23 protein-coding genes are annotated in these 23,662 nt (G+C 68.4%); 15 read left to right on the top strand and 8 right to left on the bottom strand.

The window, feature by feature from the left end:
- Nucleotides 1–11 precede the first annotated feature (11 nt).
- Genes ACX80H_RS06630 through ccsB form a run of 4 tightly spaced genes read left to right on the top strand, consistent with a single transcriptional unit; the run spans nucleotide 12 to nucleotide 4,224 of the window.
- A complete protein-coding gene (locus ACX80H_RS06630; RefSeq protein WP_459313379.1) occupies nucleotides 12–578 on the top strand; it encodes a TlpA family protein disulfide reductase in 567 nt (188 codons plus the stop codon).
- Between the two features lie 33 nt (nucleotides 579–611).
- The gene (locus tag ACX80H_RS06625; RefSeq protein WP_459311936.1) at nucleotides 612–1,415 is read left to right on the top strand and encodes a cytochrome c biogenesis CcdA family protein; all 804 of its coding nucleotides are present in this window, start codon (nucleotides 612–614) and stop codon (nucleotides 1,413–1,415) included.
- A gap of 50 nt (nucleotides 1,416–1,465) precedes the next feature.
- Nucleotides 1,466–3,196: a cytochrome c biogenesis protein ResB gene (resB, locus tag ACX80H_RS06620; protein ID WP_459311935.1), complete on the top strand. Its 1,731-nt coding sequence runs from the start codon at nucleotides 1,466–1,468 to the stop codon at nucleotides 3,194–3,196.
- Nucleotides 3,193–4,224, top strand: coding sequence for a c-type cytochrome biogenesis protein CcsB (gene ccsB, locus ACX80H_RS06615; RefSeq protein WP_459311933.1), 1,032 nt, complete (start codon nucleotides 3,193–3,195; stop codon nucleotides 4,222–4,224). The genes resB and ccsB overlap by 4 nt, the downstream gene beginning before the upstream one ends.
- 230 nt (nucleotides 4,225–4,454) lie before the next feature.
- Here the strand turns inward: ccsB and ACX80H_RS06610 are convergent, their stop codons facing one another.
- Nucleotides 4,455–4,895, bottom strand: coding sequence for a PLD nuclease N-terminal domain-containing protein (locus ACX80H_RS06610; protein ID WP_459311932.1), 441 nt, complete (start codon nucleotides 4,893–4,895; stop codon nucleotides 4,455–4,457).
- Between the two features lie 30 nt (nucleotides 4,896–4,925).
- Here ACX80H_RS06610 and ACX80H_RS06605 point away from each other — a divergent pair, with 30 nt between their 5' ends.
- Entirely contained in the window at nucleotides 4,926–5,231 is a 306-nt protein-coding gene (locus ACX80H_RS06605; protein WP_459311930.1) for a DUF4229 domain-containing protein, read from the top strand.
- Between the two features lie 21 nt (nucleotides 5,232–5,252).
- Here ACX80H_RS06605 and ACX80H_RS06600 read toward each other — a convergent pair whose 3' ends face one another.
- From ACX80H_RS06600 to ACX80H_RS06580, 5 genes are all read right to left on the bottom strand, one after another.
- Nucleotides 5,253–6,140 carry a 1,4-dihydroxy-2-naphthoate polyprenyltransferase gene (locus ACX80H_RS06600; protein ID WP_459311929.1) on the bottom strand — a complete coding sequence of 296 codons (888 nt, stop codon included), beginning with the start codon at nucleotides 6,138–6,140 and terminating at the stop codon, nucleotides 5,253–5,255.
- Nucleotides 6,141–6,208: 68 nt separating this feature from the next.
- Nucleotides 6,209–7,339: an AMP-binding protein gene (locus ACX80H_RS06595; protein WP_459311928.1), complete on the bottom strand. Its 1,131-nt coding sequence runs from the start codon at nucleotides 7,337–7,339 to the stop codon at nucleotides 6,209–6,211.
- A gap of 7 nt (nucleotides 7,340–7,346) precedes the next feature.
- Nucleotides 7,347–8,294, bottom strand: a complete 948-nt coding sequence (locus tag ACX80H_RS06590) for a 1,4-dihydroxy-2-naphthoyl-CoA synthase (protein WP_459311927.1) — start codon at nucleotides 8,292–8,294, stop codon at nucleotides 7,347–7,349.
- A 109-nt stretch (nucleotides 8,295–8,403) separates the two neighbouring features.
- A complete protein-coding gene (locus ACX80H_RS06585) occupies nucleotides 8,404–9,252 on the bottom strand; it encodes an SGNH/GDSL hydrolase family protein (protein ID WP_459311925.1) in 849 nt (282 codons plus the stop codon).
- Nucleotides 9,249–9,680: a hotdog fold thioesterase gene (locus tag ACX80H_RS06580; RefSeq protein ID WP_459311923.1), complete on the bottom strand. Its 432-nt coding sequence runs from the start codon at nucleotides 9,678–9,680 to the stop codon at nucleotides 9,249–9,251. Before ACX80H_RS06580 ends, ACX80H_RS06585 begins: the two co-directional genes overlap by 4 nt.
- Before the next feature lie 512 nt (nucleotides 9,681–10,192).
- On the opposite strand from ACX80H_RS06580, the gene ACX80H_RS06575 reads away from it, so the two are divergent.
- The 5 genes from ACX80H_RS06575 to ACX80H_RS06555 are packed head-to-tail and all read left to right on the top strand — an operon-like array spanning nucleotide 10,193 to nucleotide 15,895.
- Nucleotides 10,193–11,431, top strand: a complete 1,239-nt coding sequence (locus tag ACX80H_RS06575) for an ABC transporter substrate-binding protein (protein WP_459313378.1) — start codon at nucleotides 10,193–10,195, stop codon at nucleotides 11,429–11,431.
- Between the two features lie 3 nt (nucleotides 11,432–11,434).
- Nucleotides 11,435–12,421, top strand: coding sequence for a carbohydrate ABC transporter permease (locus ACX80H_RS06570; protein WP_459311921.1), 987 nt, complete (start codon nucleotides 11,435–11,437; stop codon nucleotides 12,419–12,421).
- On the top strand, nucleotides 12,418–13,326 hold the full coding sequence (locus tag ACX80H_RS06565) for a carbohydrate ABC transporter permease (protein WP_459311919.1): 909 nt from the start codon (nucleotides 12,418–12,420) through the stop codon (nucleotides 13,324–13,326). The genes ACX80H_RS06570 and ACX80H_RS06565 overlap by 4 nt, the downstream gene beginning before the upstream one ends.
- Entirely contained in the window at nucleotides 13,323–14,816 is a 1,494-nt protein-coding gene (locus tag ACX80H_RS06560) for a GH1 family beta-glucosidase (protein ID WP_459311917.1), read from the top strand. Before ACX80H_RS06565 ends, ACX80H_RS06560 begins: the two co-directional genes overlap by 4 nt.
- Entirely contained in the window at nucleotides 14,816–15,895 is a 1,080-nt protein-coding gene (locus ACX80H_RS06555) for a LacI family DNA-binding transcriptional regulator (protein ID WP_459311916.1), read from the top strand. The genes ACX80H_RS06560 and ACX80H_RS06555 overlap by 1 nt, the downstream gene beginning before the upstream one ends.
- On the opposite strand, the gene ACX80H_RS06550 is transcribed toward ACX80H_RS06555, so the two are convergent.
- A complete protein-coding gene (locus tag ACX80H_RS06550) occupies nucleotides 15,826–18,021 on the bottom strand; it encodes a S9 family peptidase (protein WP_459311915.1) in 2,196 nt (731 codons plus the stop codon). The two genes, ACX80H_RS06555 and ACX80H_RS06550, sit on opposite strands and share 70 nt — an antisense overlap.
- Before the next feature lie 182 nt (nucleotides 18,022–18,203).
- On the opposite strand from ACX80H_RS06550, the gene ACX80H_RS06545 reads away from it, so the two are divergent.
- From ACX80H_RS06545 to ACX80H_RS06535, 3 genes are all read left to right on the top strand, one after another.
- A complete protein-coding gene (locus ACX80H_RS06545) occupies nucleotides 18,204–18,698 on the top strand; it encodes a helicase associated domain-containing protein (RefSeq protein WP_459311913.1) in 495 nt (164 codons plus the stop codon).
- 127 nt (nucleotides 18,699–18,825) lie between these two features.
- Nucleotides 18,826–19,221 (top strand): DUF7793 family protein, encoded by a 396-nt coding sequence (locus ACX80H_RS06540; RefSeq protein WP_459311912.1) that lies wholly within the window; start codon nucleotides 18,826–18,828, stop codon nucleotides 19,219–19,221.
- Nucleotides 19,222–20,017: 796 nt separating this feature from the next.
- Nucleotides 20,018–20,551 carry a hypothetical protein gene (locus ACX80H_RS06535; protein WP_459311911.1) on the top strand — a complete coding sequence of 178 codons (534 nt, stop codon included), beginning with the start codon at nucleotides 20,018–20,020 and terminating at the stop codon, nucleotides 20,549–20,551.
- A 209-nt stretch (nucleotides 20,552–20,760) separates the two neighbouring features.
- Here ACX80H_RS06535 and ACX80H_RS06530 read toward each other — a convergent pair whose 3' ends face one another.
- Complete coding sequence (locus tag ACX80H_RS06530) at nucleotides 20,761–21,204, bottom strand: Lrp/AsnC family transcriptional regulator (protein WP_459311909.1); 444 nt, start codon at nucleotides 21,202–21,204, stop codon at nucleotides 20,761–20,763.
- A 235-nt stretch (nucleotides 21,205–21,439) separates the two neighbouring features.
- Here ACX80H_RS06530 and pdhA point away from each other — a divergent pair, with 235 nt between their 5' ends.
- Nucleotides 21,440–22,597 carry a pyruvate dehydrogenase (acetyl-transferring) E1 component subunit alpha gene (gene pdhA / locus ACX80H_RS06525; protein ID WP_459313377.1) on the top strand — a complete coding sequence of 386 codons (1,158 nt, stop codon included), beginning with the start codon at nucleotides 21,440–21,442 and terminating at the stop codon, nucleotides 22,595–22,597.
- On the top strand, nucleotides 22,594–23,661 hold the full coding sequence (locus tag ACX80H_RS06520) for an alpha-ketoacid dehydrogenase subunit beta (protein ID WP_459311907.1): 1,068 nt from the start codon (nucleotides 22,594–22,596) through the stop codon (nucleotides 23,659–23,661). The genes pdhA and ACX80H_RS06520 overlap by 4 nt, the downstream gene beginning before the upstream one ends.
- Nucleotide 23,662 lies beyond the last annotated feature (1 nt).

The following is a 23,662-nucleotide window of genomic DNA, read 5'->3' as shown; positions in this document are numbered from 1 at the left end:
TCAAGGTGGGCATGATGCTTGCCTTCAGCGTGCCGGTTTCGCTCGTGACGTCGTGTGCCGCTGAGGATCCCCTCGCCCAGCAGGCCGCAGCCGGGGACGGCAAGAACTACATCGCGGGGGACGGCTCCGTGACCGAGTACGCGAAGGCGGATCGGGGTGAGCCCGTGGGCGTGACCGGCAGCCTGTTCGACGGCACCTCCGTCTCCAGTTCCGACTGGAGCGGCCAGGTCACCGTCCTGAACTTCTGGTACGCCTCCTGTGCACCCTGCCGGGAGGAGGCCCCCGACCTCGTGGCGCTCCACGATGAGTACGGACCCCAGGGCGCCGCGTTCTACGGCGTGAACATCCGCGACGAGCAGGCGACGGCAGAGGCCTTCGAGCGCAGCTTCGGCATTCCCTACGAGAGCTTCGACGATAAGGACGGCGGGGTGCTGCTCGACATGACGCAGTATGTCCCCCCGCAGGCCGTTCCCACCACGATCGTCCTCGATCGCGAGGGCCGGGTCTCCGCACGCATCCTCGGACTCGCCGATCGCGGGACCCTCAAGGCACTCATCTCCGATGTGCTCGCCGAGTAGCGCGGTCGCCGCGCTGTGCCGATGAATGGGCCGATGACCCTGCCGATGGCGGGCCAGCTGGCTGCGTCCGTTCCCCTCGTGGCGGGGAACGCCTTCGCCGACGCCGTCCTGAACGGTTCCATGCTCCTCGCCCTGCCGGTCGCGCTGCTGGCGGGACTCGTCTCCTTCGCGTCCCCCTGCGTCCTTCCCCTGGTCCCGGGATACCTCGGGTACGTCACGGGACTGACGGGCGTGGACCTCGAGAAGCAGAAGAAGGGCAGGATGCTCGCCGGGATCGGGCTCTTCGTCCTCGGTTTCTCCGTCGTCTTCATGGCCTACGGAACACTGTTCGGACAGCTCGGAGCGTTCCTGAGGGTCTCGCAGGGATGGCTCATCCAGGTGTTCGGCCTCGTCGTGATCCTGCTGGGCGTCGTCTTCATGGGCGGCATCTCCTGGTTCCAGCGCGAGAGCCGCCTGCACGCGAAGGTGCCCGCGGGACTCCTCGGTGCCCCCCTGCTCGGGGTGACCTTCGGGCTGGGCTGGGCGCCGTGCATCGGCCCGACACTGGGGGCCGTGCAGCTGCTGGCGATCTCCGGGAACGATGCGACAGCCCTCAAGGGCGCCGTCCTCACGTTCGTCTACTGCCTGGGCCTGGGCCTGCCGTTCCTGCTGATCGCACTCGGCGTGCGGCGCGGCATGGGAGCCCTCGCCTTCTTCCGGAAGCACCGGCTGCTGCTGCAGCGGGCCGGGGGAGGACTTCTGGTGCTCGTCGGGGTCCTCATGGTGACGGGCGTGTGGAACTACTGGATCACGCAGCTCCAGGACCTCCTCATCGGCAACGTCGTCCTGCCGATCTGACCCATGATGACCCAAGCCACGCGAGGACCGATGCCAAGGGAAAGGGCACAGTGAAGCAGGACACTCCGCAGGACACGAGGGAACGGGCAGGCGCCCGGGGCGCGACGTCCGACGTCGTGCTGCCCTCGCTCGGGTTCTTCGGCACCCTGCGGTGGGCCTGGACACAGCTCACCAGCATGCGTACCGCACTGTTCCTGCTCCTCCTGCTCGCCGTCGCCGCCGTCCCCGGCTCGCTGTTCCCGCAGCGCCCCGCCAATCCCGCCGTGGTGACGCGGTACATCGAGGACAACCCCGACACCGGGCCCGTCCTCGACCGGTTCCAGCTGTTCGACGTCTACTCGTCGGTCTGGTTCTCCGCGATCTACCTCCTGCTCTTCATCTCCCTCATCGGGTGCGTGGTGCCGCGGGCGATCGCCCACTTCAGGGCTGTCCGATCCAAGCCCCCACGCACTCCCAAACGGCTCTCCCGCCTGCCCGTCCACGGGACGCTCGAGGTGCTCGCGCACACCGCACGCGAAGCCGGTCTCACCCCGGCGTCCGCCGTCGAGGAGGCCGCGGCCGTCCTGCGGAAGCGCGGTTACCGCGTGGACGTGCGCGACGCGGGAACCGACCGTCCGTCCGTCGGGGCAGAGCGTGGCCTGGCGAAGGAGCTCGGCAACCTCGTCTTCCACACCTCGCTCATCGGCGTCCTGGTCTCTGTCGCCGTCGGCGGGCTCTTCGGCTACAACGGCCAGAAGGTGATCGTCGAGGGGGACAGCTTCGTCAACACCCTGATCGGCTACGACTCCTTCAACCCGGGCTCCAACTTCTCGGACGACCAGCTCGAGCCGTACTCGCTCCGCCTCGACTCGTTCGACGTCCGCTTCGACCGCGAGCAGGAGAGTCACTACGGCCAGCCGCTCGACTTCACCGCCAACCTCACCACGCAGGACGGCCCCGGCGAGGACGAGACGCAGCAGGTCCTCAAGGTCAACGCGCCGCTCACGATCGGCGGGACGAACGTGTACCTCGTCGGCAACGGCTACGCGCCCGTGGTGACCGTGCGGGACGGCGACGGGAACATCGCCCAGCAGGGACCGGTCGTCTCGGTCCCGTCGGACGGCCTCTACACTTCCCTGATCGTCATCAAGGCCCCGGACGCCAAGCCGGACCAGCTCGGGTTCGTGGGGTTCTTCCTCCCCACCGCGTTCGTCGACGAGCAGGGCGTCTCCTTCTCACGCGACCCTGACCCCTTCAACCCGCAGCTCAACCTCAACTCCTACTACGGGGACCTGGGGCTGGACGACGGCACGCCGGAGAATGTCTACGTCCTCGACACCGAGAACCTCACCGAGCTCAACAGCCGGAACAACGACGACGGCGGCATCGTGCTCGCTGTCGGACAGACCTACGACCTGCCCGAGGGCAAGGGGTCGATCACCTTCGACGGGCTCAAGCGCTACGTCGCACTCGACATCCACCACGACCCGGGCGAGGTTGGAGCCCTCGTGTTCTCGACCCTCGCGCTCCTCGGACTCTCGGCGTCCCTGTTCATCGGGCGCCGCAGGCTCTGGGTCCGGACGGCCGAGCACCCGGACGGGCGCATTCTCGTCGAGTACGGGCTCCTTGCCCGCGGGGAGGACCACCGGCTGCCGGCCGAGGGCGCGGCCGTCGAGAAGCTGCTGGCCGACCGCTGGTTGGTGCCGTCCGGCGCAGCAGGGGAAAATGGACAGCAGGAGGTCGGTGCCTCGTCGGCAGCCGGCACGGGGCAGTCGCACCACAACTCAAAGGACAACTCATGACAGCACCAGTCAACGCAGAGCTCGGGCAGGTCAGTGAGCTCTTCATGCTGCTGGCCTCCATCGCCTACGTGGTGGCCCTCGTCTTCTTCGTGCTCGACCTCGTGAAGTCGAGTACGACCATCGGTTCCCTCGAGGCGCGCCTCGCCGGCGAGCAGGCGGCCCCGACGCGTGCCCTGGCCGGTGTCGGCTCCCGTGGGGCGGGTTCGACGACGGCGGCCGCCCGCACATCCGCTGCGGCCGACGACTCCATGGACTACGGATCCGGGCCCCGGCGCAGGACCGCGCGGATGGCCGTCTCACTGACCGTCCTGGCCGCCGTCATCCACGGTGCCGCCGTGATCACGCGCGGTGTCGCCGCGCACCGCGTCCCGTGGGGCAACATGTACGAGTTCTGCACCACGGGTGCGTTCCTCGTCGCTGCGATCTTCCTCATCACCCTCACCCGCAAGGACCTGCGCTTCGTCGGCTCCTTCGTGGTGGGACTCGTGGTCATCATGCTGTGCGCCGCCACTGTCGGGTTCCCCACGCCGGTCGCGCGGCTGATCCCGGCCCTTCAGAGCTACTGGCTGATCGTGCACGTGTCCATCGCCGTTGCGTCCTCGGCACTGTTCACGATCACGTTCTCCATGTCGGTGCTCCAGCTCCTGCAGAGCTCGCGCGAGGCCAAGCTCCTCGCGGGCAAGGAGGACCCCGCGAAATTCCTCCGCCTGGTGCCGTCCGCCCTCAGCCTCGAGAACCTGTCCTACCGCCTCAACGCCATCGCGTTCGTCGGCTGGACCTTCACCCTCATGGCCGGGGCCATCTGGGCGGAGCAGGCGTGGGGCCGCTACTGGGGCTGGGACACCAAGGAAGTCTGGACCTTCGTGATCTGGACCGTCTACGCCGGGTACCTGCACGCGCGGGCCACGCGCGGCTGGACCGGGACACGTGCAGCGTGGCTCTCGATCGTCGGGTACCTGTGCATCGTGTTCAACTTCACGATCGTGAACATCTACTTCTCGGGCCTCCACAGCTACTCCGGGGTCTAGGCCGGGTCTCCCGTCCGGGCCGGTACGCGAAAGCCCCGCGGCGTTTGCCGCGGGGCTTCTGCGTACCGGGGGAGAACACGCGGTGCCACAGGTGTCCGGGCCGGCCTCGTCGCCGGGGAGCTCTCGCGTGCCGGAAGGGGCCGCAGGGCGCACGTGGCCGACGTCGTCGCCGGGGCGCTCTCGCGTGCAGGGAGGGCGTCGCCGCGCGAGGTGCCGGCCCTCCGGCTGCGTCAGGGGCGGTGGACTCCCGCAGGACCGGACCCGGCGTCGTCGTTGCCCTCGCCGTCGTGCTTGTCGTCCTTGCGGTCCCCGTCGGCGTCGCGGGCCTTGGCTTCGCGCTCGCGCTGTTCCTTCTCGCGGAGGCGTTTCTCCTGCTCGCGGGCCCGCTGCCGGCGCTGGGCCTCGAGGTTCTGGAGGAAGGCGGGATCGTCGTCGGGAGCGGTCGGTGTGCGGGGCGCCGGGCGGCGTGGCCCCGAGGGACCCTCGCTGCGCGGGCGGCCGAACAGGAACCACATTCCCGCACCGATGAGCGGCAGCACGAGGATGGTGATGAACCAGGCGGTCTTCGAGATGCTCCGCACTTCGTGTTTTCGGCTCATGACGCAGTCGATCAGCGCATAGATCACGACGGCGACCCCCAGGATCGCGGCGAAGAGCAGGAGGCGGGGCATGCGCCAATTGTAGGCGAGTAAACTTGGAGCGTGGCCTTCCTCAAATTCACCGCCCTCCGCCTGCTGCTGATCGTCGTGTTCTATGTGGCGTGCGTGCTGCTCGGGCTGGGACTCTTCCTCTCCGCGGTGGTGGCGGCCATCCTCGCCTGGTGCGTGACGTACCTCTTCTTCCGCAACCTGCGGGACGCCGCAGGGGCCACCCTGCAACGCCGGCTCACACCCGGCGCCCCGCCGCTCCGCACGGCTGTCGAGCTCGACGACGCCGCCGCCGAGGACTCGCTGGATCCCAACATCACGGTCAACTCGGATCGCCGGCCCCGCGGCACTGCAGCCTGACCCTCGGTCGGGCCTGGTCGGTCAGCCTCGCAGCAGGACCGTGGTGACGATACCCGCAGCGAAGAGCAGGCTGAACGCGAGGTTGATTAGACCCGTCTGCTTCAGCACCGGGATCAGGCTCCTGCGCTTCTCGCCCTTCAGCATCAGTCGGCTCGGCGCCAGGCCCGCCGGGATGAGCAGCAGGACGAGCAGCACCCACGGATAGTCGGAGCTCAGGAACACGGGCAGCAGGATGGCCGCGGCGAGCATCAGGACGTAGCTGATGCGGGCAGCAGGGTCCCCCAGCCGGACGGCGAGCGTCCGCTTGCCGACCGCGCTGTCCGTCGGGATGTCCCGGACGTTGTTGGCCATCAGGAGCGCCATGGCGATCAGGCCGGTGCTCACGGCGCCGATCCAGGCCGCGCCGCTGAGCTGGCCGGCCTGCGTGAACGTGGTTCCGAGGGTGGCGACCAGCCCGAAGAACACGAAGACGAACAGGTCGCCCAGGCCGAGGTACCCGTAGGGGTTCTTTCCGCCGGTATAGCCCCATGCAGCCGCGATGCAGCCCACGCCGACGAGGAGCAGTACCCAGGCCTGCGACAGGACGACCAGTGCCAGGCCGGCGAGCATGGCGAGGCCGAAGCACGCGAAGGCGGCGAGCTTGACCTGCTGCGGCTGCGCTGCACCCGACCCCGTCAGGCGCAGCGGACCGACGCGCTCGTCGTCCGTGCCGCGGATGCCGTCGGAGTAGTCGTTCGCGTAGTTCACGCCGACCTGCAGCAGCACGGAGACGACCGCCGCAAGCACGGCGTTGACGGGCCGGAAGGAGCCGAGGCCGAACGCGGCGGCGCTCCCGATGATCACGGGTGCGAGAGCCATGGGGAGGGTGCGGGGACGGGCTCCTTCAAGCCATTGAGCGGCAGTCGCCACGGAGCTCCTTCTTGTCGGTCGGTCGGTCGGTCGGGCGGTCGGTCTCGTGCTTGTGTGCCTCGAACGTCCTAGGCGCGTTCGAGGAGCGCCTGGATGGTCCGGCGGTCGGGCTTGCCACCGGGTAGCAAGGGGAACGCGTCGAGGCTCACGATGGCCTTGGGCACGGCGTGCGCTCCCAGCTCGACGTGGACCGCCTGCCGGATGACGTCGGCGTCGACGTCACCCACGATCGCCGCGGCGACGGCTGTGCCCCATTCCTCGCTGCGGATGCCGAGCACCATTGCCTGTTCCACGCCCGGGAGGGCCTGTATGACGTCGGAGACCTTCGCGGCAGACACCTTGAGTGCCCCCGTGATGATGACGTCGTCGAGACGCCCGTGGACGGTGACGGAGCCGTCGGGTGCCACGTCGCCGGCGTCGTCCGTGACGAACCAGCGCTGGCCGGAATTGAACACGAACTTCTCCTCGGTGAGCTCCGGGGCGTCGAGGTAGCCATCGGCGAGGACTGGTCCGCCGATGCGCAGGCGCCCTCCGACCGAGCGGAGCTCCACGCCGTCGAGCGGAGTCCCGTCGTAGACGCACCCGCCACAGGTCTCGCTCATGCCATAGGTCTCGACGATCTTCAGGTCCTGGCTGCGGGCGAGGGCGCGCAGGGGAGCCCCGGCCCGTGCACCGCCGAGCAGGATGGCGTCGAAGCGGCGCAGGAGCCGGAGCGTCTCGGCGGACGGATCCGTCAGCAGCCGGTGGAGCTGCGTCGGTACCAGTGACGTGAGACGGACCCGGTCGGTCAGTTCCGCCGCGGCCCGGGTGAAGGCCTCCGGCGTGAAGCCCGCGGAGGTGTCCATGACCCATGGCTGCGTGCCGGCGTAGAGCGACCGGACGAGCACCTGGAAACCGGCGACGTAGTGCACGGGGAGGGTGAGGAGCCACTGGCCCTCCGCCTTCAGGGCGAAGGCGGTACCCATGGCCGACGCGGCGAGGGCGTCGACGCTGAGCATCGTCTGCTTGGGTACGCCGGTGGACCCCGACGTGCTGATGACGGCGGCGATCTCGTCGTTCGGCAGCGAACCGCCGAAGGCCTGGTCCGGCAGCACGTGTGGCGCGACGGCGGGGCCTTCGCCTGCCAGCGCGGCGGCGAGTGGCTTCAGCAGTCCGAGGGCATCGAAGCCCTCGGGGGTGTGCACGGGGAGGAGTTCCACGTGTCTCCTAGAAGTAGTAGGGGAACGAGGACCAGTCCGGGGCGCGTTTCTCGAGGAACGCTTCCTTGCCTTCCACGGCCTCGTCGGTCATGTAGGCGAGGCGGGTCGCTTCACCGGCGAACACCTGCTGGCCCGCGAGGCCGTCGTCGGCGAGGTTGAAGGCGAACTTGAGCATGCGGATGGCCTGAGGACTCTGCCGTGCGATGTCCGCGGCGTAGGCCAGCGCTGTCGCCTCGAGTTCCGCGTGGTCGACCGCCTCGTTGACCGCGCCCATGTCCACCATGTCCTGCGCGGAATATTCGCGGGCCAGGAAGAAGATCTCGCGTGCCTTCTTCTGGCCGATCTGACGGGCCAGGAGCGCGGAGCCGTAGCCGGCATCGAAGCTGCCCACGGTGGCATCGGTCTGCTTGAACTTCCCGTGCTGGGCCGAGGCGATCGTCAGGTCCGCGACGACATGCAGGCTGTGTCCGCCGCCGGCCGCCCAGCCGTTGACGACGGCGATGACGACCTTCGGCATGGTCCGGATGAGCCTCTGGACCTCGAGGATGTGGAGGCGCCCCGCACGGGCGGGGTCGATGGTCTCCTTCGTCTCGCCCTCCGCGTAGCGGTACCCGTCGCGGCCCCGGATGCGCTGGTCGCCGCCCGAGCAGAAGGAATGTCCGCCGTCCCGCGGGCTGGGGCCGTTGCCGGTCAGCAGCACGGTCGCGACGTCGGGGGTCATGCGGGCATGGTCGAGGGCCCGGTACAGCTCATCCACCGTTCCGGGGCGGAAGGCGTTACGGACCTCCGGGCGGTCGAACGCGATGCGTACGGTGGGGAGGTCGCGCACCACGGCGCCGTCGCGCTCCACCTGGCGGTGGTAGGTCAGATCCGTGAAGTCCTCGAAACCCGCCACGACGCGCCAGCGGGTGGGGTCGAAGATGTCGGATACCTTGGCGGGAAGCTCTGAAGTCACCCGTCGAGTCTAGCGGCGAGGCAGCCCGGGCCGGGTCCGCCCACCCCGCTGCACGAGGGGTGGGTGGAACCGGCCGTTCCGGGCCGGGCAGGACGCACCAGCAACAGGCCTAGCGCTGGAGCTGGGCGAAGTTGACCGCGCTCCGCACGGCCGGGTAGTACCCGGACTTGTAGCCTTCGGCCGTGGGGTGCAGGTTGTCGATGGCACCCGGCTGGAAGGTGATCCACGGGTCGGGGGAGCCGAACCCGTGTCCTTCGAACTTCGGTACCAGGTCCACGAAGACGAAGCCGTGCGCCTCGGCTTGTTCGCGGATCAGGGCGTTGAGGGCGTCCGTGGCCGTGTTGAACGCCTCCTGTGATGCCAGGGGGATGGTCGTGTTACCGAATTCCGGCGAGAACAGGTGAGGGTAGCCGGTGACCACCACCGTGGCGTCGGGCGCAGCCGCCTGGATGGCGTCGTACAGGGCGTCGAGGTTCGCGGTGAGCACCGGCAGCGTCGTCGCATTGGTGGCGGCGATCACCTGCCGGCAGGCCTCAGCCGGCTGCCTGGCGCACACTCCTGCCACCGTGCCGAAGCCTGCATCGTTGCCGCCCGCGGAGATGGTCACGAGGTCGGTACCCGCGGACAGGGCGGCCAGCTGCTCCTGGAGGTCGATGGCGCCTCCGGGCTCCGTGGCGACCTTCGCGCCGGCGCACGTCGCGTCGACGACCAGGTCGATCTGCTTCTTGGCGTCGAGAAGTCCGGGCAGACCGAGGGGAGACTGGCCGCAGGCGTTGACGTACGAACCCGCGCCGAAACCGGAAGCGTAGGAGTCGCCGAGGGCGGCATAGGACAGGGGTTCCTTGGGCGCTGCCGCGGCTGGACCCGCGGAACCGCCGAGCAGCGCGGCGGAGGCCGCGGCGGCAAGGGCGATGAACCTGGTGGAGCGGAACCGGAGGGTGTGCGTCGCGGGAGTCATGGGTTAAAGCTACTCAGGGTTGCGGGCTTGTCGAGGAGCAGGTTGGTGATGCGGAGGGTGCAGAGTCGACGGCCGGCCTCGTCCGTCAGGAGCACCTCGTGGGTTGTGAGGGTCCGGCCCAGGTGGAGCGGGGTCGCAGTGATCGTGACTGTGCCGTCGCGCGCACTGCGGTGGTGCGTGGCCGACACCTCCACTCCGACGGCGGTCTTCCCGAGGGAGGACGCATGGATCACCGCCGCCCAGGAGCCTACCGCCTCACCCACTGCAAGGGAGGCGCCCCCATGGAGGAGTCCGAAGGACTGGCGGTTGCCTTCCACGGGCATCGTCGCCACGACCCGCTCGGCTGACTGCTCGAGAATGGCCACGCCCATCTTCTCGTCGAGTTCACCGAGCGAGATGGTCCACGGTGGAGGGGATTCGTGCGTCATTGCCCGGCTGCTCCTGATCGGCGTGCTGATGGGGTGTGCGCCACTCTAGCGCCCCGGGAGGGGCCTCGGGAGGGGCCTCGGGACGTGGCGGCGGCGTAACGATCGGATCACAGGTTCCCGGCCAAGGCTGCTCTGACCTGCGGTGATACAGCTCGGACAAGAAATCTTCCCGCTGTGGAAGCGCTCCCACTTGACAGTGTCAGAGGTCACAGTCAGGATGGGTGCACGGCGTGAGAGCGCTCCCACGGCGTTTGATCAGCCCGTGGACCCGCGGTCTCTCCTGCGCTCTCTTCGGCGGCGTTCCGGGCGATCACGCAACCGTCGCCGCCACCGTCCTGGGCCGGGTCCTCGCGAACCGGCTCCGCAGGCGGATTCCCCTCCGGCAGTTCCTGTCGGGATGGTCCACCAAGACTCCGCTGCACCCCGTAGCGGAATCCAAGCTGACAAAGGAGTCACCCGTGCACAGCAGAGCACGTATCACCGCACTTTCGGCCGCAGCGGCATGCCTGGCCATGGCCCTCACAGCCTGCGGATCCGGCGGATCAGGCGAGGCCGGCGTCGACGGCGAGACCGGCACCGAGGACGTCACCCTCTCCGTCGGCACCTTCAACGAATTCGGCTACGAGGAGCTGTTCGACGAATACGAGCAGCTCAACCCGAACGTCACCATCGAACACAAGAAGGCAGCCACCTCCAACGAGGCCCGGGACAACCTCACCACGAGGCTCGCCGCCGGTTCGGGCCTCTCCGACATCGAGGCGATCGAGGTGGACTGGCTGCCCGAGCTGCTCGAATACCCCGACCAGTTCGCCGACCTCACCGACCCCGCCGTCCAGGGCCGCTGGCTGGACTGGAAGACCGCCGCAGCGACCACCGAGGACGGACAGCTCATCGGATACGGTACCGACGCCGGGCCCCAGGGCGTGTGCTACCGCGCCGACCTGTTCGAGAAGGCCGGGCTGCCGAGCGACCGGGAGTCCGTCGCCGAGATGCTCGACGGCTCGTGGCAGGACTACTTCGATGCGGGCAAGAAGTTCGTCGCCGCCAGCGACGGCGTGGCCTGGTTCGACTCCGCCGGAGCCACCTACCAGGGCATGATCAACCAGGTCCAGAACGCCTACGAGGACGACGACGCCGCGGTGATCGCCACCGAGAACCCCGAGGTCAAGGACATCTACGAACAGGTCCTGCAGGCGTCCGTCACCGACGGGCTCTCCGCCCACCTCACGCAGTGGGAGGACGACTGGACGGCGAGCTTCCAGTCCGACGCCTTCGCCACGAAGCTCTGCCCGGGCTGGATGCTCGGCATCATCGAGGGCAACGCCGAAGGAGTCGAGGGCTGGGACATCGCCGATGTCTTCCCCGGCGGCGGCGGCAACTGGGGCGGATCGTACCTCACCGTTCCCACCCAGGGCGCACACCAGGCCGAAGCCAAGAAGCTCGCCGAATGGCTGACCGCCCCGGACCAGCAGATCAAGGCCTTCGAGTCGAAGGGCACGTTCCCCAGCCAGGTCGAGGCGCTCGAGAGCGAGGAACTCCAGGGACAGGTCGACCCGTTCTTCAACGACGCACCGACCGGTGAGATCCTCGCCAACCGCGCCGCCGCCGTGAAGGTCACGCCGTTCAAGGGCCCCAAGTACTTCGCGATCAACGACGCGATGCAGCAGGCCCTGACCCGGGTCGACGTCGACAAGACCGACGACCCCGCGTCCTCCTGGGAGAAGTTCGTCACCGCAGTGGGCGCTCTGTAGCCGATGGCCGTCACGGACCGGGTCCAACCTCCTCCCGACACGCATCAGCGGGCGCTGCGCGACAGGAGCGTCAAGCGGCTGGCCCTCTCCCAGAAGGTGTCGAAGTGGGACGTCAAGCTGTCCCCGTACCTCTACATCTCGCCGTTCTTCCTGCTCTTCGCCATCACGGGCCTGTTCCCCCTGCTGTACACGGCATGGGTCTCGCTCCACACCTGGAACCTCATCGGGGGCCAGGGCGGGTTCATCGGGCTGGAGAACTACGAGTTCGTGGTCGCGCAGCCGTTCTTCTGGAATGCGGTAGGGAACACGTTCAGCATCTTCCTCCTCTCGTCCGTCCCGCAGGTCGTCCTCGCCATCGCCATCGCCGCGGTGCTGGACGCCAACCTGAGGGCCCGGACGTTCTGGCGGATGGGCGTCCTCGTTCCCTTCGTGGTGGCCCCCGTGGCCGTCGGGTTGATCTTCAACAACCTCTTCGCTGACCAGGCAGGCCTGTTCAACGAGCTGTTGGCGGGGATAGGGCTGGACCCGGTCCGCTGGCACTCCGAGTCCCTGGCGAGCCACGCGGCGATCGCCACGATGGTGAACTTCCGGTGGACCGGGTACAACGCGCTCATCTTCCTCGCCGCCATGCAGGCCGTCCCCCGGGACGTCTACGAGGCGGCGACCATCGACGGCGCCGGGCGCCTCCGGCAGTTCTTCTCCGTCACCGTCCCCATGCTGCGCCCGACCATCATCTTCGTGGTCATCACAGCCACCATCGGCGGACTCCAGATCTTCGACGAGGCCAGGGTCTTCGACCAGGCGGGCCTCGGCGGCGCGGACCGGCAATGGCAGACGCTCACCATGTACATCTGGGAGCTCGGCTGGGGCCAGCGCAACTTCGGCAGGGCCTCGGCGGTCGCCTGGCTCCTGTTCCTGATCATCGTCCTCATCGCGATGGCCAACTTCCTCATCACCCGCCGCATCGCAAGCCAGGGAGGCCGACGATGAGTTCCATCCCCATGATCGAGCAGACTGCAGGCAAGGGCGCTGCCCGTGCGGCGCAGCGGGGGCTCGGCGCGAGGCGCCGCACGGGCGGCACCATGCGGCGCCCCGGGTTCCTGACCTACGGCTTCCTCGGCGCGGTGATCCTCGGTTCCGTGTTCCCGCTGTGGTGGTCCTTCCTGGTGGGCAGCCACGACAGCTCGGTGATCAGCAAGGGGGTACCCCTGATTCCCGGGGGCAACTTCCTCGCCAACGCCGCCACCGTGCTGGACAGCATCCCGTTCTGGAAGGCACTCGGCAACAGCATCATCGTCTCCACGGTCACCGCAGCCTCGGTGGTGCTGTTCTCGACCCTCGCCGGCTTCGCCTTCGCCAAGCTCCGCTTCCGGGGCAGCAAGGGACTGCTGGTGTTCGTGGTTGCCACGATGGCCGTACCCACCCAGCTGGGGGTGGTACCCCTGTTCATCGTCATGGCCAAGCTCGGCTGGACCGGCTCGCTCTGGGCCGTCATCGTCCCCGGCGTCGTGACGGCGTTCGGTGTCTTCTGGATGACCCAGTACCTGCGGGACGCGCTGCCGGACGAGCTGATCGAGGCCGTGCGGATCGACGGCGCCTCCATGATCCAGGCGTTCTGGTACGTTGGCCTTCCGGCGGCCCGACCGGCGGCGGCGATGCTCGCACTGTTCACGTTCGTCGCAACGTGGACCAACTTCTTCTGGCCGTTCATCGTGCTGGATCCGTCCAACCCCACACTCCCGGTGGCGCTTCAGCTGCTCCAGGCCGCGCATTTCGTCGACTACTCGATCGTGCTCGCCGGAGCGGTTCTCTCCACCATCCCGCTGCTGCTCCTCTTCGCGGTCGCGGGACGCCAACTCGTTTCAGGAATCATGCAAGGAGCAGTCAAAGGATGAGCAGCACCGAACGAACCTTCCCCGAGGGCTTCCTCTGGGGCGCGGCGACAGCCGCCTACCAGATCGAGGGCGCCGCCCGCGAAGGCGGCAGGGGACCGTCCATCTGGGACACGTTCTCCCGCGTCCCGGGAGCGGTGGCCGACGCGCACAACGGCGACGTCGCCTGCGACCACTACCACCGGTCCGCCGAGGACGTGGCGCTCATGAAGAGCCTCAACCTGCAGGCCTACCGCTTCTCGACGTCCTGGTCGCGCTGCATGCCGGACGGAGTGACGCCCAACATCGAGGGGATCCGGTTCTACTCCACCCTCGTGGACCAGCTCCTCGAGGCCGGTATCACGCCGTGGCTCACCCTCTACCACTGGGACCTGCCGCAGGCCCTCGAGGACAGGGGAGGCTGGACGAATCGGGATACCGCCTACCGCTTCGCCGAGTACGCCGCGGTGATGCACGAGGCCCTCGGCGACCGCGTCCGGGTCTGGACGACCCTCAACGAACCCTGGTGCGCCGCGTTCCTCGGCTACGCGGCCGGCGTGCACGCGCCGGGACGGCAGGAGCCGACCGCGGCACTCGCCGCCGCCCACCACCTGCTGCTCGCACATGGGCTGGCAACCCGGGAGCTGCGCCGCCGGGACGGGGACGCCACGCTCGGCATCACCCTGAACCTCACCGTCCCCGATCCCCTCGATCCCACCAGCGAGGACGACAGGGACGCCGCCCGGCGCATCGACGGCCAGTTCAACCGCATCTTCCTCGACCCCGTGCTGCGCGGCTCGTATCCGGAGGACGTGCTGCGGGACGTCGAGCACCTGGGGCTGACCGAGTCCATCCGGAAGGGCGACCTGGAGATCATCGGCACGCCGATCGACGTGCTGGGCGTCAACTACTACCACGGCGAGGCCGTGACCAGGACGGCGTCGGACGAGGCGACGCCGCAGGAGGGCCACGCGCCCCTCGAGCGCCCGGTCTCCTCGCCCTACGTCGCCGCCTCCGGCGTACGCTCCGTTGCGCGCGGCCTGCCGGTCACCGCGATGGACTGGGAGGTGCAGCCGGACGGTCTCCGCCGCCTGCTCAACAGGCTGCAGGACGAGTACACCGGCCCTGCGGGCATCCCGATCTACATCACGGAGAACGGAGCCGCCTACGACGACGTCCCCGACGGGTCGGGCTTCGTGGACGACCAGGACCGCCTCGCGTTCTTCGACGTCCACCTCCGGGCCATGAAGGACGCGATCGACGACGGCGTGGACGTCCGGGGCTACCTGGCCTGGTCCCTGCTGGACAACTTCGAGTGGGCGTGGGGGTACCACCAGCGCTTCGGGCTGGTCCGTGTGGACTACGGGACGCAGGAGCGGACACCGAAGGCGAGCGCCCTCTGGTACGCACGCGTCGCGGCCTCCAACGCGGTCCCGTCGCCCGTCCCGTCGACCGTCCCGTCGGCCGTCCCGGCGACTGACGGCGGAAGCGCGGGTGTCGTATTGTCGAGGTGATGAAGACGTCCCCGCCCCGGTCGCTGCGGCACGCAGCAGTTCGCACGAGCCCCACGCTCGAGGATCTCGCCGTGGCCGCCGGGGTGTCGCGGTCCACCGCGTCGCGCGCCATCAACGGAGGGGACCGTGTCAGCCCCGAAGCGCAGGCCGCGGTGGACCGCGCCGTCGTCGCCCTCGGATACATCCCGAACCGGGCCGCCCGCAGCCTCGTGACCCGCCGGACGTCCTCCATTGCCCTGGTCATCCCGGAGCCTGACGTCCGCGTCATGATGGACCCGTTCTTCGCCGTCGTCATCACCGGCATCACGGAGGCCCTCCGCGAGACCGACGTGCAGCTGGTGCTGCTGATGTCGAGGACCGACGATGACTCGTCCCGCACGCTGCGCTACCTGCGGGGCGGGCACGTGGACGGGGCCATCGTCGTCTCGCACCACAAGGCCGACTCCTGGGCGAGGTCACTCGCCGAGACCGGCCTGCCGACCATCTTCATCGGACGCCCGTGGGACATGGCGTTCGACGTCACGTATGTGGATACCGACAACGTGGGCGGCGGGCGGCTGGCCGCACGTCATCTCGCGGGCATCGGACGACGACGCCTCGCGACGGTCGCGGGCCCCGCGGACATGACGGCCGCCGTCGACCGCCTCCGCGGCTGGAGGGAGGGCCTGGCCGAGGCAGGGCTCCCCAAAGGGCCGGTGGTCCATGCAGATTTCACCACCGACGGCGCCGCGGCCGCGGCACGCAGGCTGCTCGCCGAGCATCCCGACATCGACGGGATCTTCGCGGCCTCGGACCTCATGGCGCTCGGGGTCCTGGACGTCATCCACGCTGCCGGCAGGACGGTCCCCGGGGACATCGCCCTGATGGGATACGACAACCATGCCGTGGCGGAGACCGCGCCGACACCCCTCACCACCATCACCCAGCCCATGGTGGAGATGGCCGTGAAGGCCGGCTCCATGCTCCTCGAGGAGATCGAGGCTCCGGGCTCGCACCCGGAGCCGGTGATCTACTCGACGGAGCTGGTGGAACGCGCCAGCACCTCGGTGGCGCCCACCGCATCCGCCGCGAAGGCGTAGTCCCAGGCGACGTCCCGCCAGCGGGAGTAGCGCCCGCTGGCCCCGCCATGGCCGCCGTCCATCTCGGTCTTCAGGACGATCGGCTCGCTGCCCGTGGTTGTCTCGCGGAGCTGCGCCACCCACTTCGCCGGTTCGACGTAGAGCACCCGGGTGTCGTTGTAGCTCGTGACGGCCGCGACGCGCGGGTACGCCACCGGCCGCACGTTCTCGTACGGCGTGTACTCCTTCATGTACCGGTACACCTCGGGGTCGGTGATGGGGTTGCCCCATTCCTCCCACTCGAGCGCCGAGAGGGGTAGCTCCGGGTCGAGGATGGTGGTGAGGGCGTCCACGAACGGCACCTGCGCCACGATCGCCCGGTACTTCTCAGGCGCGAGGTTGGCGACGGCGCCCATGAGCAGACCGCCGGCGGACCCGCCCATCGCGGCGATCCGTCCGGGATCGACCCAGCCGGAGGCGCCGAGGTAGGTGGTGGCATCGACGAAGTCGGTGAAGGTGTTCTTCTTCTCGAGTTTCTTGCCCTGGTCGTACCAGCTGCGGCCCATCTCACCGCCGCCGCGGATGTGCGCGGTGACGAAGATGATGCCGCGGTCCAGCAGGGACAGCCGCGCGATGGAGAAGCCCGGATCCATGCTGACCTCGTAGCTGCCATACGCGTAGATCACCGCGGGGTTCGTGCCGTCCGGGACGAGCTCCGCACGCCGGACGACCGAGAGCGGGATCAGGGTGCCGTCAGCGGCCGGCGCCCACTGCCGCTCGGCGACGTAGGAGGCGGGGTCGTACCCGCCGCGCACCTCGGTCTCCTTGCGCAGCTTCAGCGAGCCGTCCTCGAGGACGTAGTCGTAGACGCGCGGGGGCGTGAGGTAGGAGGTGTAGGACAGCCGAACGATCGGGGAGTCGAACTCGGCGTTGGCGAGGTTGCTCGAGAAGAGCTCCTCGTCGAAGTCCGGTTCCGTCGGCAGCTCCTGGCCCGCCGTCCCGAGCCCGGCCAGCGGGAGGACCTGCACGCGCTCGATGGTGTCCTTGCGCACGGACAGCACGAGGTGGGTGCGGGTGACCGCGACACCGTTCACCCGGACGGCGTCGTCGTGCGGGATGACCGTGGTCCACTGCTGCTCCGCGAGCGGGCGTGCGAACTCGCTCGCGGCGACGAGGCTCACCATCGAGTTCTTCGCGTTGCGGTCATGCGTCAGCAGGTAGTGCGGGGCGCCACCGATGGTGACGGGCTCGGCGTCGTACAGGATGCGCTCGTCGCGGGAGATCAGCGTGGTCAGCCCGTCCTCCGGCCTCGCGAGGTCGAGGACGCGGTACTCGCTGTACTCGGAGCAGCCGATGCTGAGGAGGAGCTGTGTGCGGTCGGCGGAGACCTCGAAGCCGGTCCACATCGCGACGTCGTCCTCCTGGTACACCACGACGTCGTCCGCGACTGGAGTACCCAGCGTGTGCGCGCGCACCTGGTAGGGGCGCCAGGCGTCATCGACGACCGTGTAGTAGACGCGCGTACCGTCGGGGGAGAAGGACAGCCCGTAGAAGATGTTCGGCACCTCGTCGGGGAGGAGTTCTCCCGTCTCGAGGTTCTTGATGCGCAGCGTGAACCGCTCGTCGCCGGCATTGTCCTCGCAGTAGGCGAGCAGCGTGCCGTCCTCGGTGACGGACAGGCCCCCGAGGGAGAAGAACGGCTTGCCCTCGGCGAGTTCGTTGCCGTCGAGCAGGATCTGCTCGCCCGGAACGGGCCGGCCGGGGACGACCTCGGGGGGCGTCCAGTCACGGCTGAGATCGCCGGTGTCCTCTGCGGCAGTCCGGCACTGGATGCCGTACTGCTTCCCTTCCTCGGTCCGCGAGTAGTACCACCAGCCCTTCTTGCGAGCCGGCACCGACAGGTCGGTCTCCTGCGTCCGTTCCCTGATCTCGTCGAAGATCGCTTCCCGTAGCGGTTCCTGGTGGCGCGTGACGGCGTCGGTGTATTCGTTCTCGCGCGTGAGGTAGTCGATCAGCTCGGGGCTCTCCTTGTCGCGCATCCACTCGTAGGAGTCGACGAACGTGTCGCCGTGGTGCGTGCGCAGCTGAGGCACCTTCCTGGCCGGCGGCGGGACGGGGACAACGAGTGCGATGGCGTCAGCGGTCATGGCTCCCATCTTGCCACTGACGCTCCGGCGTCCGGTGACCCCGGCAGGCGGGACGGGCCCATGGACCCGGGCGGCCTGCAGTGCTGTTCCGACGTCATGAACCGGTCAGATGTAGTTGGTAAGCATACTTATCAGTAAACTCACTACTGATCGTCCGATTCCTGCTTTCGAGAGGCCATTCCATGGCGACGACATCCTGGGAGGTCCGGCTGAGGGCCCTGACGGCCTTCGTCGCCGCCGAAGGTCGGGAGCCCTCCGGTCGCGCAGCCTCGCCCGGTGAGCACCGGCTCGCCCTCTGGCTCGAGGAGCAGCGGAAGTCGGTGCGGGCCGGGAGGCTGGGTGCCGGTCGCGTCCTGGCCCTGCAGGAGGCGGGGCTGCTGCACGCGCGGGAACAGCGCGACAGCAGCCACAGCGGTGCAGTGTGGCTGAAGGTCGAGAGCATCGCCGACTTCCTCGAGGAGGAGGGGCGCCTGCCATCATTGACGTCACCGCAGTCGGCCGGAGAGAAGCGTCTGGCAGCCTGGCTGCACTCACAACTCGCCGGACGTCCGAATCCCGAACTGGCCGCTGCCCTGCGTCACCTCGTGCAGGTGGCGGAAGCGGCGGAGGCTGCCCGGGCGGCGGACGCGGCTGCCAAGGCGGCCCGCAGAGCCACACCCCTCGCCCATTCGCGCTGACCCCTCGCCCCGGAAGCGTCCCCCCGGACCGGTCGTCGTGATATCTTCTGGCACATCCGGCGTCATCGCGCGCACTCCGCGGCAGTGCGGCAAGCGCGGCCGTCGAGGCCTCGTCCGAAGGGGGACCATGGAAAGCCTGGCGGCAGCAGGCGGAAGGGCTACGGTCCGGTTGGTGGCATCGGACCTCCAGCACCTCGCCTGGGCTGCGCGCGTGGCGATCACTCCCGATGACGCACTGTCCGTCCTCGCCGTGAGCAGGCAGCTCTCGGGCGGCCGCCCCTACGCGATCCTCGTCGAGATGACCGAGATCGTCGATCTTCACCCGGGTGCGCGTGCTGCGTTCAATGCGGAGGCGCTCGTAGTGGCGGCGGCACTGCTGGGGGATGGCCCCATGGACGAGGTGCTGGCGGCGGGGGCCCGCCGAGCCGTTCACCCCACCCGTTTCTTCACCTCGGAAGCCAGCGCGTACGAGTGGCTGCGGGCTTCCCTGGAAGATTCCAGGTCAGGGCTGAACAAGGCGTAGGGCCGCTGTCCTCGGCCCGCATCGACGGCCGCATCGACGGCCGCATCGACGTCGCGATGCGGGAGAAGCTGCCCGGCTCCTTTCTACCCGTGGCTAGGACCCTGGCGCGCTGCAGGCACGTCCAGCAACCGCCTGAAGTGTCTGCAATCCCGGAGGAGGTGCTGAGCAGGTCAGGGTGCGAGTACCGCGCAGACGTCCGTCACCGAGCCGGACCCGGAGAACAGCCGCTTCTCGGATCCGTCCGCGTTGAGGGCGAAGTCGACGTTGCCCGCCGTAAGGAAAAGGCCCTCGGAGTGGTCATCCGTCTCGGGAACCCTGACAAGGTTCCTTCCGATCGACCTGATCTCCTGCGAGCCGTCGGGCAGGGTGAGGGTATGTGCGGAACCGGTGATGACGTAGGTGACCGTCGGTCCGGTCTAACCGGTCGGCGACACGCCGGTCAGGGTGACCTTGGCACCCGGCGAGATCTCGATCGTCCGGGGGCCGGGCAGGTCGATGGTCTTGATCTTCTCTGTGATTGGGCTGTGATGCCCGATGATCTACGTCGCTAATTACCCGTTCGTCTATCTCGACATTCCTCATAGCCAGTGCCATTCTGAACCGTACGTCACCTATTGAGGGTGAGCGACCGTTGTGGCCCGAACGCTGAGCAGTCGGCGTGATCGGCCGTCGCTACGAGCAGTTGGCCTGACCAGCTGTCATCAGGACTTATCCCTCCGCATCAGACCATCTCGTACTGAGACCTCAGGGCTGTGAGTCCACCTCTGTTGTGCTTATGCAATGAATAGAGACGGTCATGAAATCATCAACGAAACGCGCTCTCCTGCCGACGGTGTTGTTGGGTGCAGTCCTGTCCATCAGCACCCCGCCGGCTTCGGCGGTAGAGGAGAAGCCGGATGTCCTGTTGCCCGCCGGTCTCGGCTGTCCGGACTTCATCCTTGGACTGTCTGCCACCGGCAGCGACCCCCTGGTGCGGGAGTTCACCGACAAGCAGGGCAACGTGGTCCGCACGATTTCTGTCGGCAATGACGTCGTCCTGACCTACACCAACTACGGAACCGACCCTGAAAACCCCGTCGCCGGGGAATCCATCACTTTCAAGACAGCCGGGTCAGTCACACGGACAGAGACCGATGAGGATGGAACTCTGACCGTCACGGGAACAGGGCACAACGGCCTCATTCTGTTCCCCTCTGATGTGCCCGCTGGCCCCACTGCCACCCAGTACGTAGGCCGCATCGTCTACAACGTTGACCCCGTCACCGGTGTCTTCACCTTGGTGAGTACTTCTGGGCGTCAGGTGGATATCTGTGCTGCTCTGGAGTCATGAGGACGGTGACCCATAGCACCAGGTAGTGCTCTGCACTCGTGAAGGGGACGAGATCCGGGGCCCGATTCTGGATGAGTACCCGGAGAGGGCTGGGCTCTCGCGGTTGGAGGCAGGGGCCCCTCGACACGCCGGACTACGACGAGCCCGACAGCGGGAACGAATGGTAGGAGCTTGCTGTTCTCCCGCATTGTCGTCTCAGGAAGCTGGACTCAGCGCGTGTCGAGGTCCTCGAAGACGAGGAACGTCTGCGTATCGAGTACGCCCGGCATCGACTGCAGCTGGTCGAAGATGACGCGTCGCAGCCCTACATTGTCTTCCGCCCGCACCAGGAGGATCACGTCGAAGTCGCCGCCCACCAGTGCGATGTGGTGGATCTCGGGGATGGTCCGGAGGCTGTCCTGGAGCTCCCGCCACGAATCCTGCCGCACCTTGAGCGTGACGTAGGCGGAGGACCGCAGCCCCGCCTTGGCGTAATCGATGATCGCGGTGAACCGGGTCAGGACGCCGTCCTCGGTCAGCCTCGCGATCCGCGAATAGGCGTGTGCGCGGGAGATGTGCACGCGTTCCGCCACCGAGGTGACCGACTGCCGGCCGTCCCTCGTGAGCTCGGCGAGGATCTTCCGATCGACGTCGTCCAGGCTGCCATCCGCCACGTGTCCACACTCCTCCGTGTAATACAGCTCACATTGCTGATTCGTCCAAACACTAGTGCGCTTTTCGCCCGATAATCCACACTTCCCGCAGTCCATGGATACAAAAGGGGCGCCTGCCCATACTGGATCTACACAGCATCCAGCGCCGGAGCTACCGCTGGCGCACCGTAGGAGAGCCGCCGCGGCGGCCGAAGATGGAGGCGGGATGAGTACGGCAACGAATGGACGCGGAAGCATGGAGGCGTCGGCCGGTGCAACCCAGCCGGGCATGGACAGCGCCCTGCTCCCGTCGGCGAAGCCCGTGCAGCTGGTGGATCCGGAGGGATGCCACATCCACGACGACCGCTACCCGCTGCCAGACGGGGAACTGCTGCTCACCGCCTATGGGCGCCTCGTCGCGGGCCGCCGCATCAATGACCAGGCCAACGCCCTCGTCCGGCAGGGGCGCCTGGCGGTCTATCCCTCGTCGCACGGCCAGGAGGCCTGCCAGGTGGCCGCCGCCGTCGTCCTCGCCGAGGAGGACTGGCTCTTCCCCACCTACCGCGACACCGTCGCCGTCATCACCCGTGGCATCGATCCGCTCCAGGTCTTCTCCCTGCTGCGCGGCGACTGGCACGGCGGCTACGACCCGCACGAGCATCGGGTGGCACCGCAGGCCACGCCGCTCGCGACCCAGCTGCTGCATGCCGTCGGGGTGGCCCACGCGGCGAAGCTGCGCGGTGAGTCCACCGTGGTCCTGGCGATGTGCGGGGACGGGGCGACCAGCGAGGGTGACTTCCATGAGGCGATGAACTTCGCGGCCGTCTTCCACGTCCCCGTGGTGTTCCTCATCCAGAACAACGAGTTCGCGATCTCCGTTCCTCTCGATCACCAGACGGTCGCTCCCTCGCTCGCGCACAAGGCGATCGGCTACGGGATGCCCGGCGAGCGCGTGGACGGCAACGACCTCGCTGCCCTGCTCGTCGTGCTCGGAGCCGCGGTGGACCGCGCGCGCGACGGCGGCGGACCCTCGCTCATCGAGGCGCACACGTACCGGATGCACGCCCATACCAACGCCGATGATGCCACGCGCTACCGCTCGGCCGACGACGTCGAGCGCTGGGTGCCCAGGGACCCGATCCTGCGGATGCGCACCTACCTGCGCGGGCTGAACCTGCTCACCGACGAGGGCGAGCAGGCCCTGTCCGACACGGCGGATTCGATTGCCGCAACCATCCGCAGGGAACTGGGCACGGAGGCCGAGGTGAATCCGGCGCAGCTGTTCGAGTACGTGTACGCCGAGAAGACATCCCAGCTACGCGAGCAGGCGGAGCAGCTGCGGGAGGAACTGGCGCGGGATGCTGAGGCCGGATCAGCGAGAACCGGGGACCAGTCGGAGGGTGAACTGCCATGACGCAGACCACGGAAGCACCGTTGGCGGGCTCCCCGCACCGGTCCCGGCCCGTTCCGGTGAAGGCCGCCTCGACCTTCGCGCAGGCACTCAATGCTGCGCTCGCGGATGCGATGGAGGCTGATCCGACCGTCCTGATGTTCGGCGAGGACGTGGGCGTGCTCGGCGGAGTCTTCCGCATCACCGACGGCCTCACCGCCAGGTTCGGGGAGGATCGCTGCTTCGATACGCCGCTCGCCGAGGCCGGCATCGTGGGGATGGCCGTGGGGATGGCCATGAACGGCATGAGGCCCGTGGTCGAGATGCAGTTCGATGCCTTCGCCTACCCGGCCTTCGAGCAGGTGGTGAGCCACGTCGCGAAGATGCGCAACCGCACGCGGGGCAGGGTGCACCTGCCGATCGTCATCCGGATCCCCTACGCCGGGGGTATCGGCGGGGTCGAGCACCACTGTGATTCGTCCGAGGCCTACTATGCGCACACGCCCGGCCTCACGGTGCTTGCTCCGGCGACGGTGCGCGACGCCTACTTCCTGCTGCGCGAGGCCATCGCCTTCCCGGATCCGGTGGTGTTCCTGGAACCGAAGAAGCTGTACTGGTCGCGGGAGGACGTCGACCTCGCGGAGCTCCGGCGAACCTTCGACGACGGGCAGGCTCCCCGGCGCATCGGACGCGCCGTCGTGGCCCGTGCCGGAACCGACGCGACCCTCATCAGCTACGGCCCGTCCGTTCCGACGGCTCTCGCAGCAGCTGCCGCTGCCGCCGAGGAGGGGCGCTCGATCGAGGTCATCGACCTCCGTTCCATCGTCCCGTTCGACGACGAGACCGTCTGCGCGAGCGTGCGACGCACCGGACGCGCCGTCGTCGTCGCCGAAGCCCCGGGTTTCGCCTCGGTCGCCTCGGAGATCGTGGCACGGGTGCAGGAGCGCTGCTTCCATTCCCTCGCTGCACCCGTGCTCCGCGTCACCGGCTTCGACATCCCGTACCCCTCCCCGAAGCTCGAGCACTTCCACCTGCCGAGCGTCGACCGCATCCTGGATGCCGTGGACGACCTGCAGTGGGAGGACTGAC

It is taken from the genome of Arthrobacter pasteuri (assembly GCF_054510955.1).
This window is presented reverse-complemented; position numbering and strand designations above follow the sequence as displayed.

Excerpts from the sequence above, each read along its gene's own strand:
- ACX80H_RS06565 (WP_459311919.1), top strand. The coding sequence starts at position 12,418 with ATGAGTTCCATCCCCATGATCGAGCAGACTGCAGGCAAGGGCGCTGCC.
- ACX80H_RS06610 (WP_459311932.1), bottom strand. The coding sequence starts at position 4,895 with ATGCCCCGCCTCCTGCTCTTCGCCGCGATCCTGGGGGTCGCCGTCGTG.
- ACX80H_RS06570 (WP_459311921.1), top strand. The coding sequence starts at position 11,435 with ATGGCCGTCACGGACCGGGTCCAACCTCCTCCCGACACGCATCAGCGG.
- ACX80H_RS06535 (WP_459311911.1), top strand. The coding sequence starts at position 20,018 with ATGAAATCATCAACGAAACGCGCTCTCCTGCCGACGGTGTTGTTGGGT.
- ACX80H_RS06550 (WP_459311915.1), bottom strand. The coding sequence starts at position 18,021 with ATGACCGCTGACGCCATCGCACTCGTTGTCCCCGTCCCGCCGCCGGCC.
- ACX80H_RS06560 (WP_459311917.1), top strand. The coding sequence starts at position 13,323 with ATGAGCAGCACCGAACGAACCTTCCCCGAGGGCTTCCTCTGGGGCGCG.
- ACX80H_RS06520 (WP_459311907.1), top strand. The coding sequence starts at position 22,594 with ATGACGCAGACCACGGAAGCACCGTTGGCGGGCTCCCCGCACCGGTCC.
- ACX80H_RS06540 (WP_459311912.1), top strand. The coding sequence starts at position 18,826 with ATGGAAAGCCTGGCGGCAGCAGGCGGAAGGGCTACGGTCCGGTTGGTG.
- pdhA (WP_459313377.1), top strand. The coding sequence starts at position 21,440 with ATGGAGGCGTCGGCCGGTGCAACCCAGCCGGGCATGGACAGCGCCCTG.
- ACX80H_RS06575 (WP_459313378.1), top strand. The coding sequence starts at position 10,193 with ATGGCCCTCACAGCCTGCGGATCCGGCGGATCAGGCGAGGCCGGCGTC.
- ACX80H_RS06625 (WP_459311936.1), top strand. The coding sequence starts at position 612 with ATGACCCTGCCGATGGCGGGCCAGCTGGCTGCGTCCGTTCCCCTCGTG.
- ACX80H_RS06545 (WP_459311913.1), top strand. The coding sequence starts at position 18,204 with ATGGCGACGACATCCTGGGAGGTCCGGCTGAGGGCCCTGACGGCCTTC.
- ACX80H_RS06630 (WP_459313379.1), top strand. The coding sequence starts at position 12 with ATGATGCTTGCCTTCAGCGTGCCGGTTTCGCTCGTGACGTCGTGTGCC.
- ccsB (WP_459311933.1), top strand. The coding sequence starts at position 3,193 with ATGACAGCACCAGTCAACGCAGAGCTCGGGCAGGTCAGTGAGCTCTTC.
- ACX80H_RS06555 (WP_459311916.1), top strand. The coding sequence starts at position 14,816 with ATGAAGACGTCCCCGCCCCGGTCGCTGCGGCACGCAGCAGTTCGCACG.
- ACX80H_RS06580 (WP_459311923.1), bottom strand. The coding sequence starts at position 9,680 with ATGACGCACGAATCCCCTCCACCGTGGACCATCTCGCTCGGTGAACTC.
- ACX80H_RS06585 (WP_459311925.1), bottom strand. The coding sequence starts at position 9,252 with ATGACTCCCGCGACGCACACCCTCCGGTTCCGCTCCACCAGGTTCATC.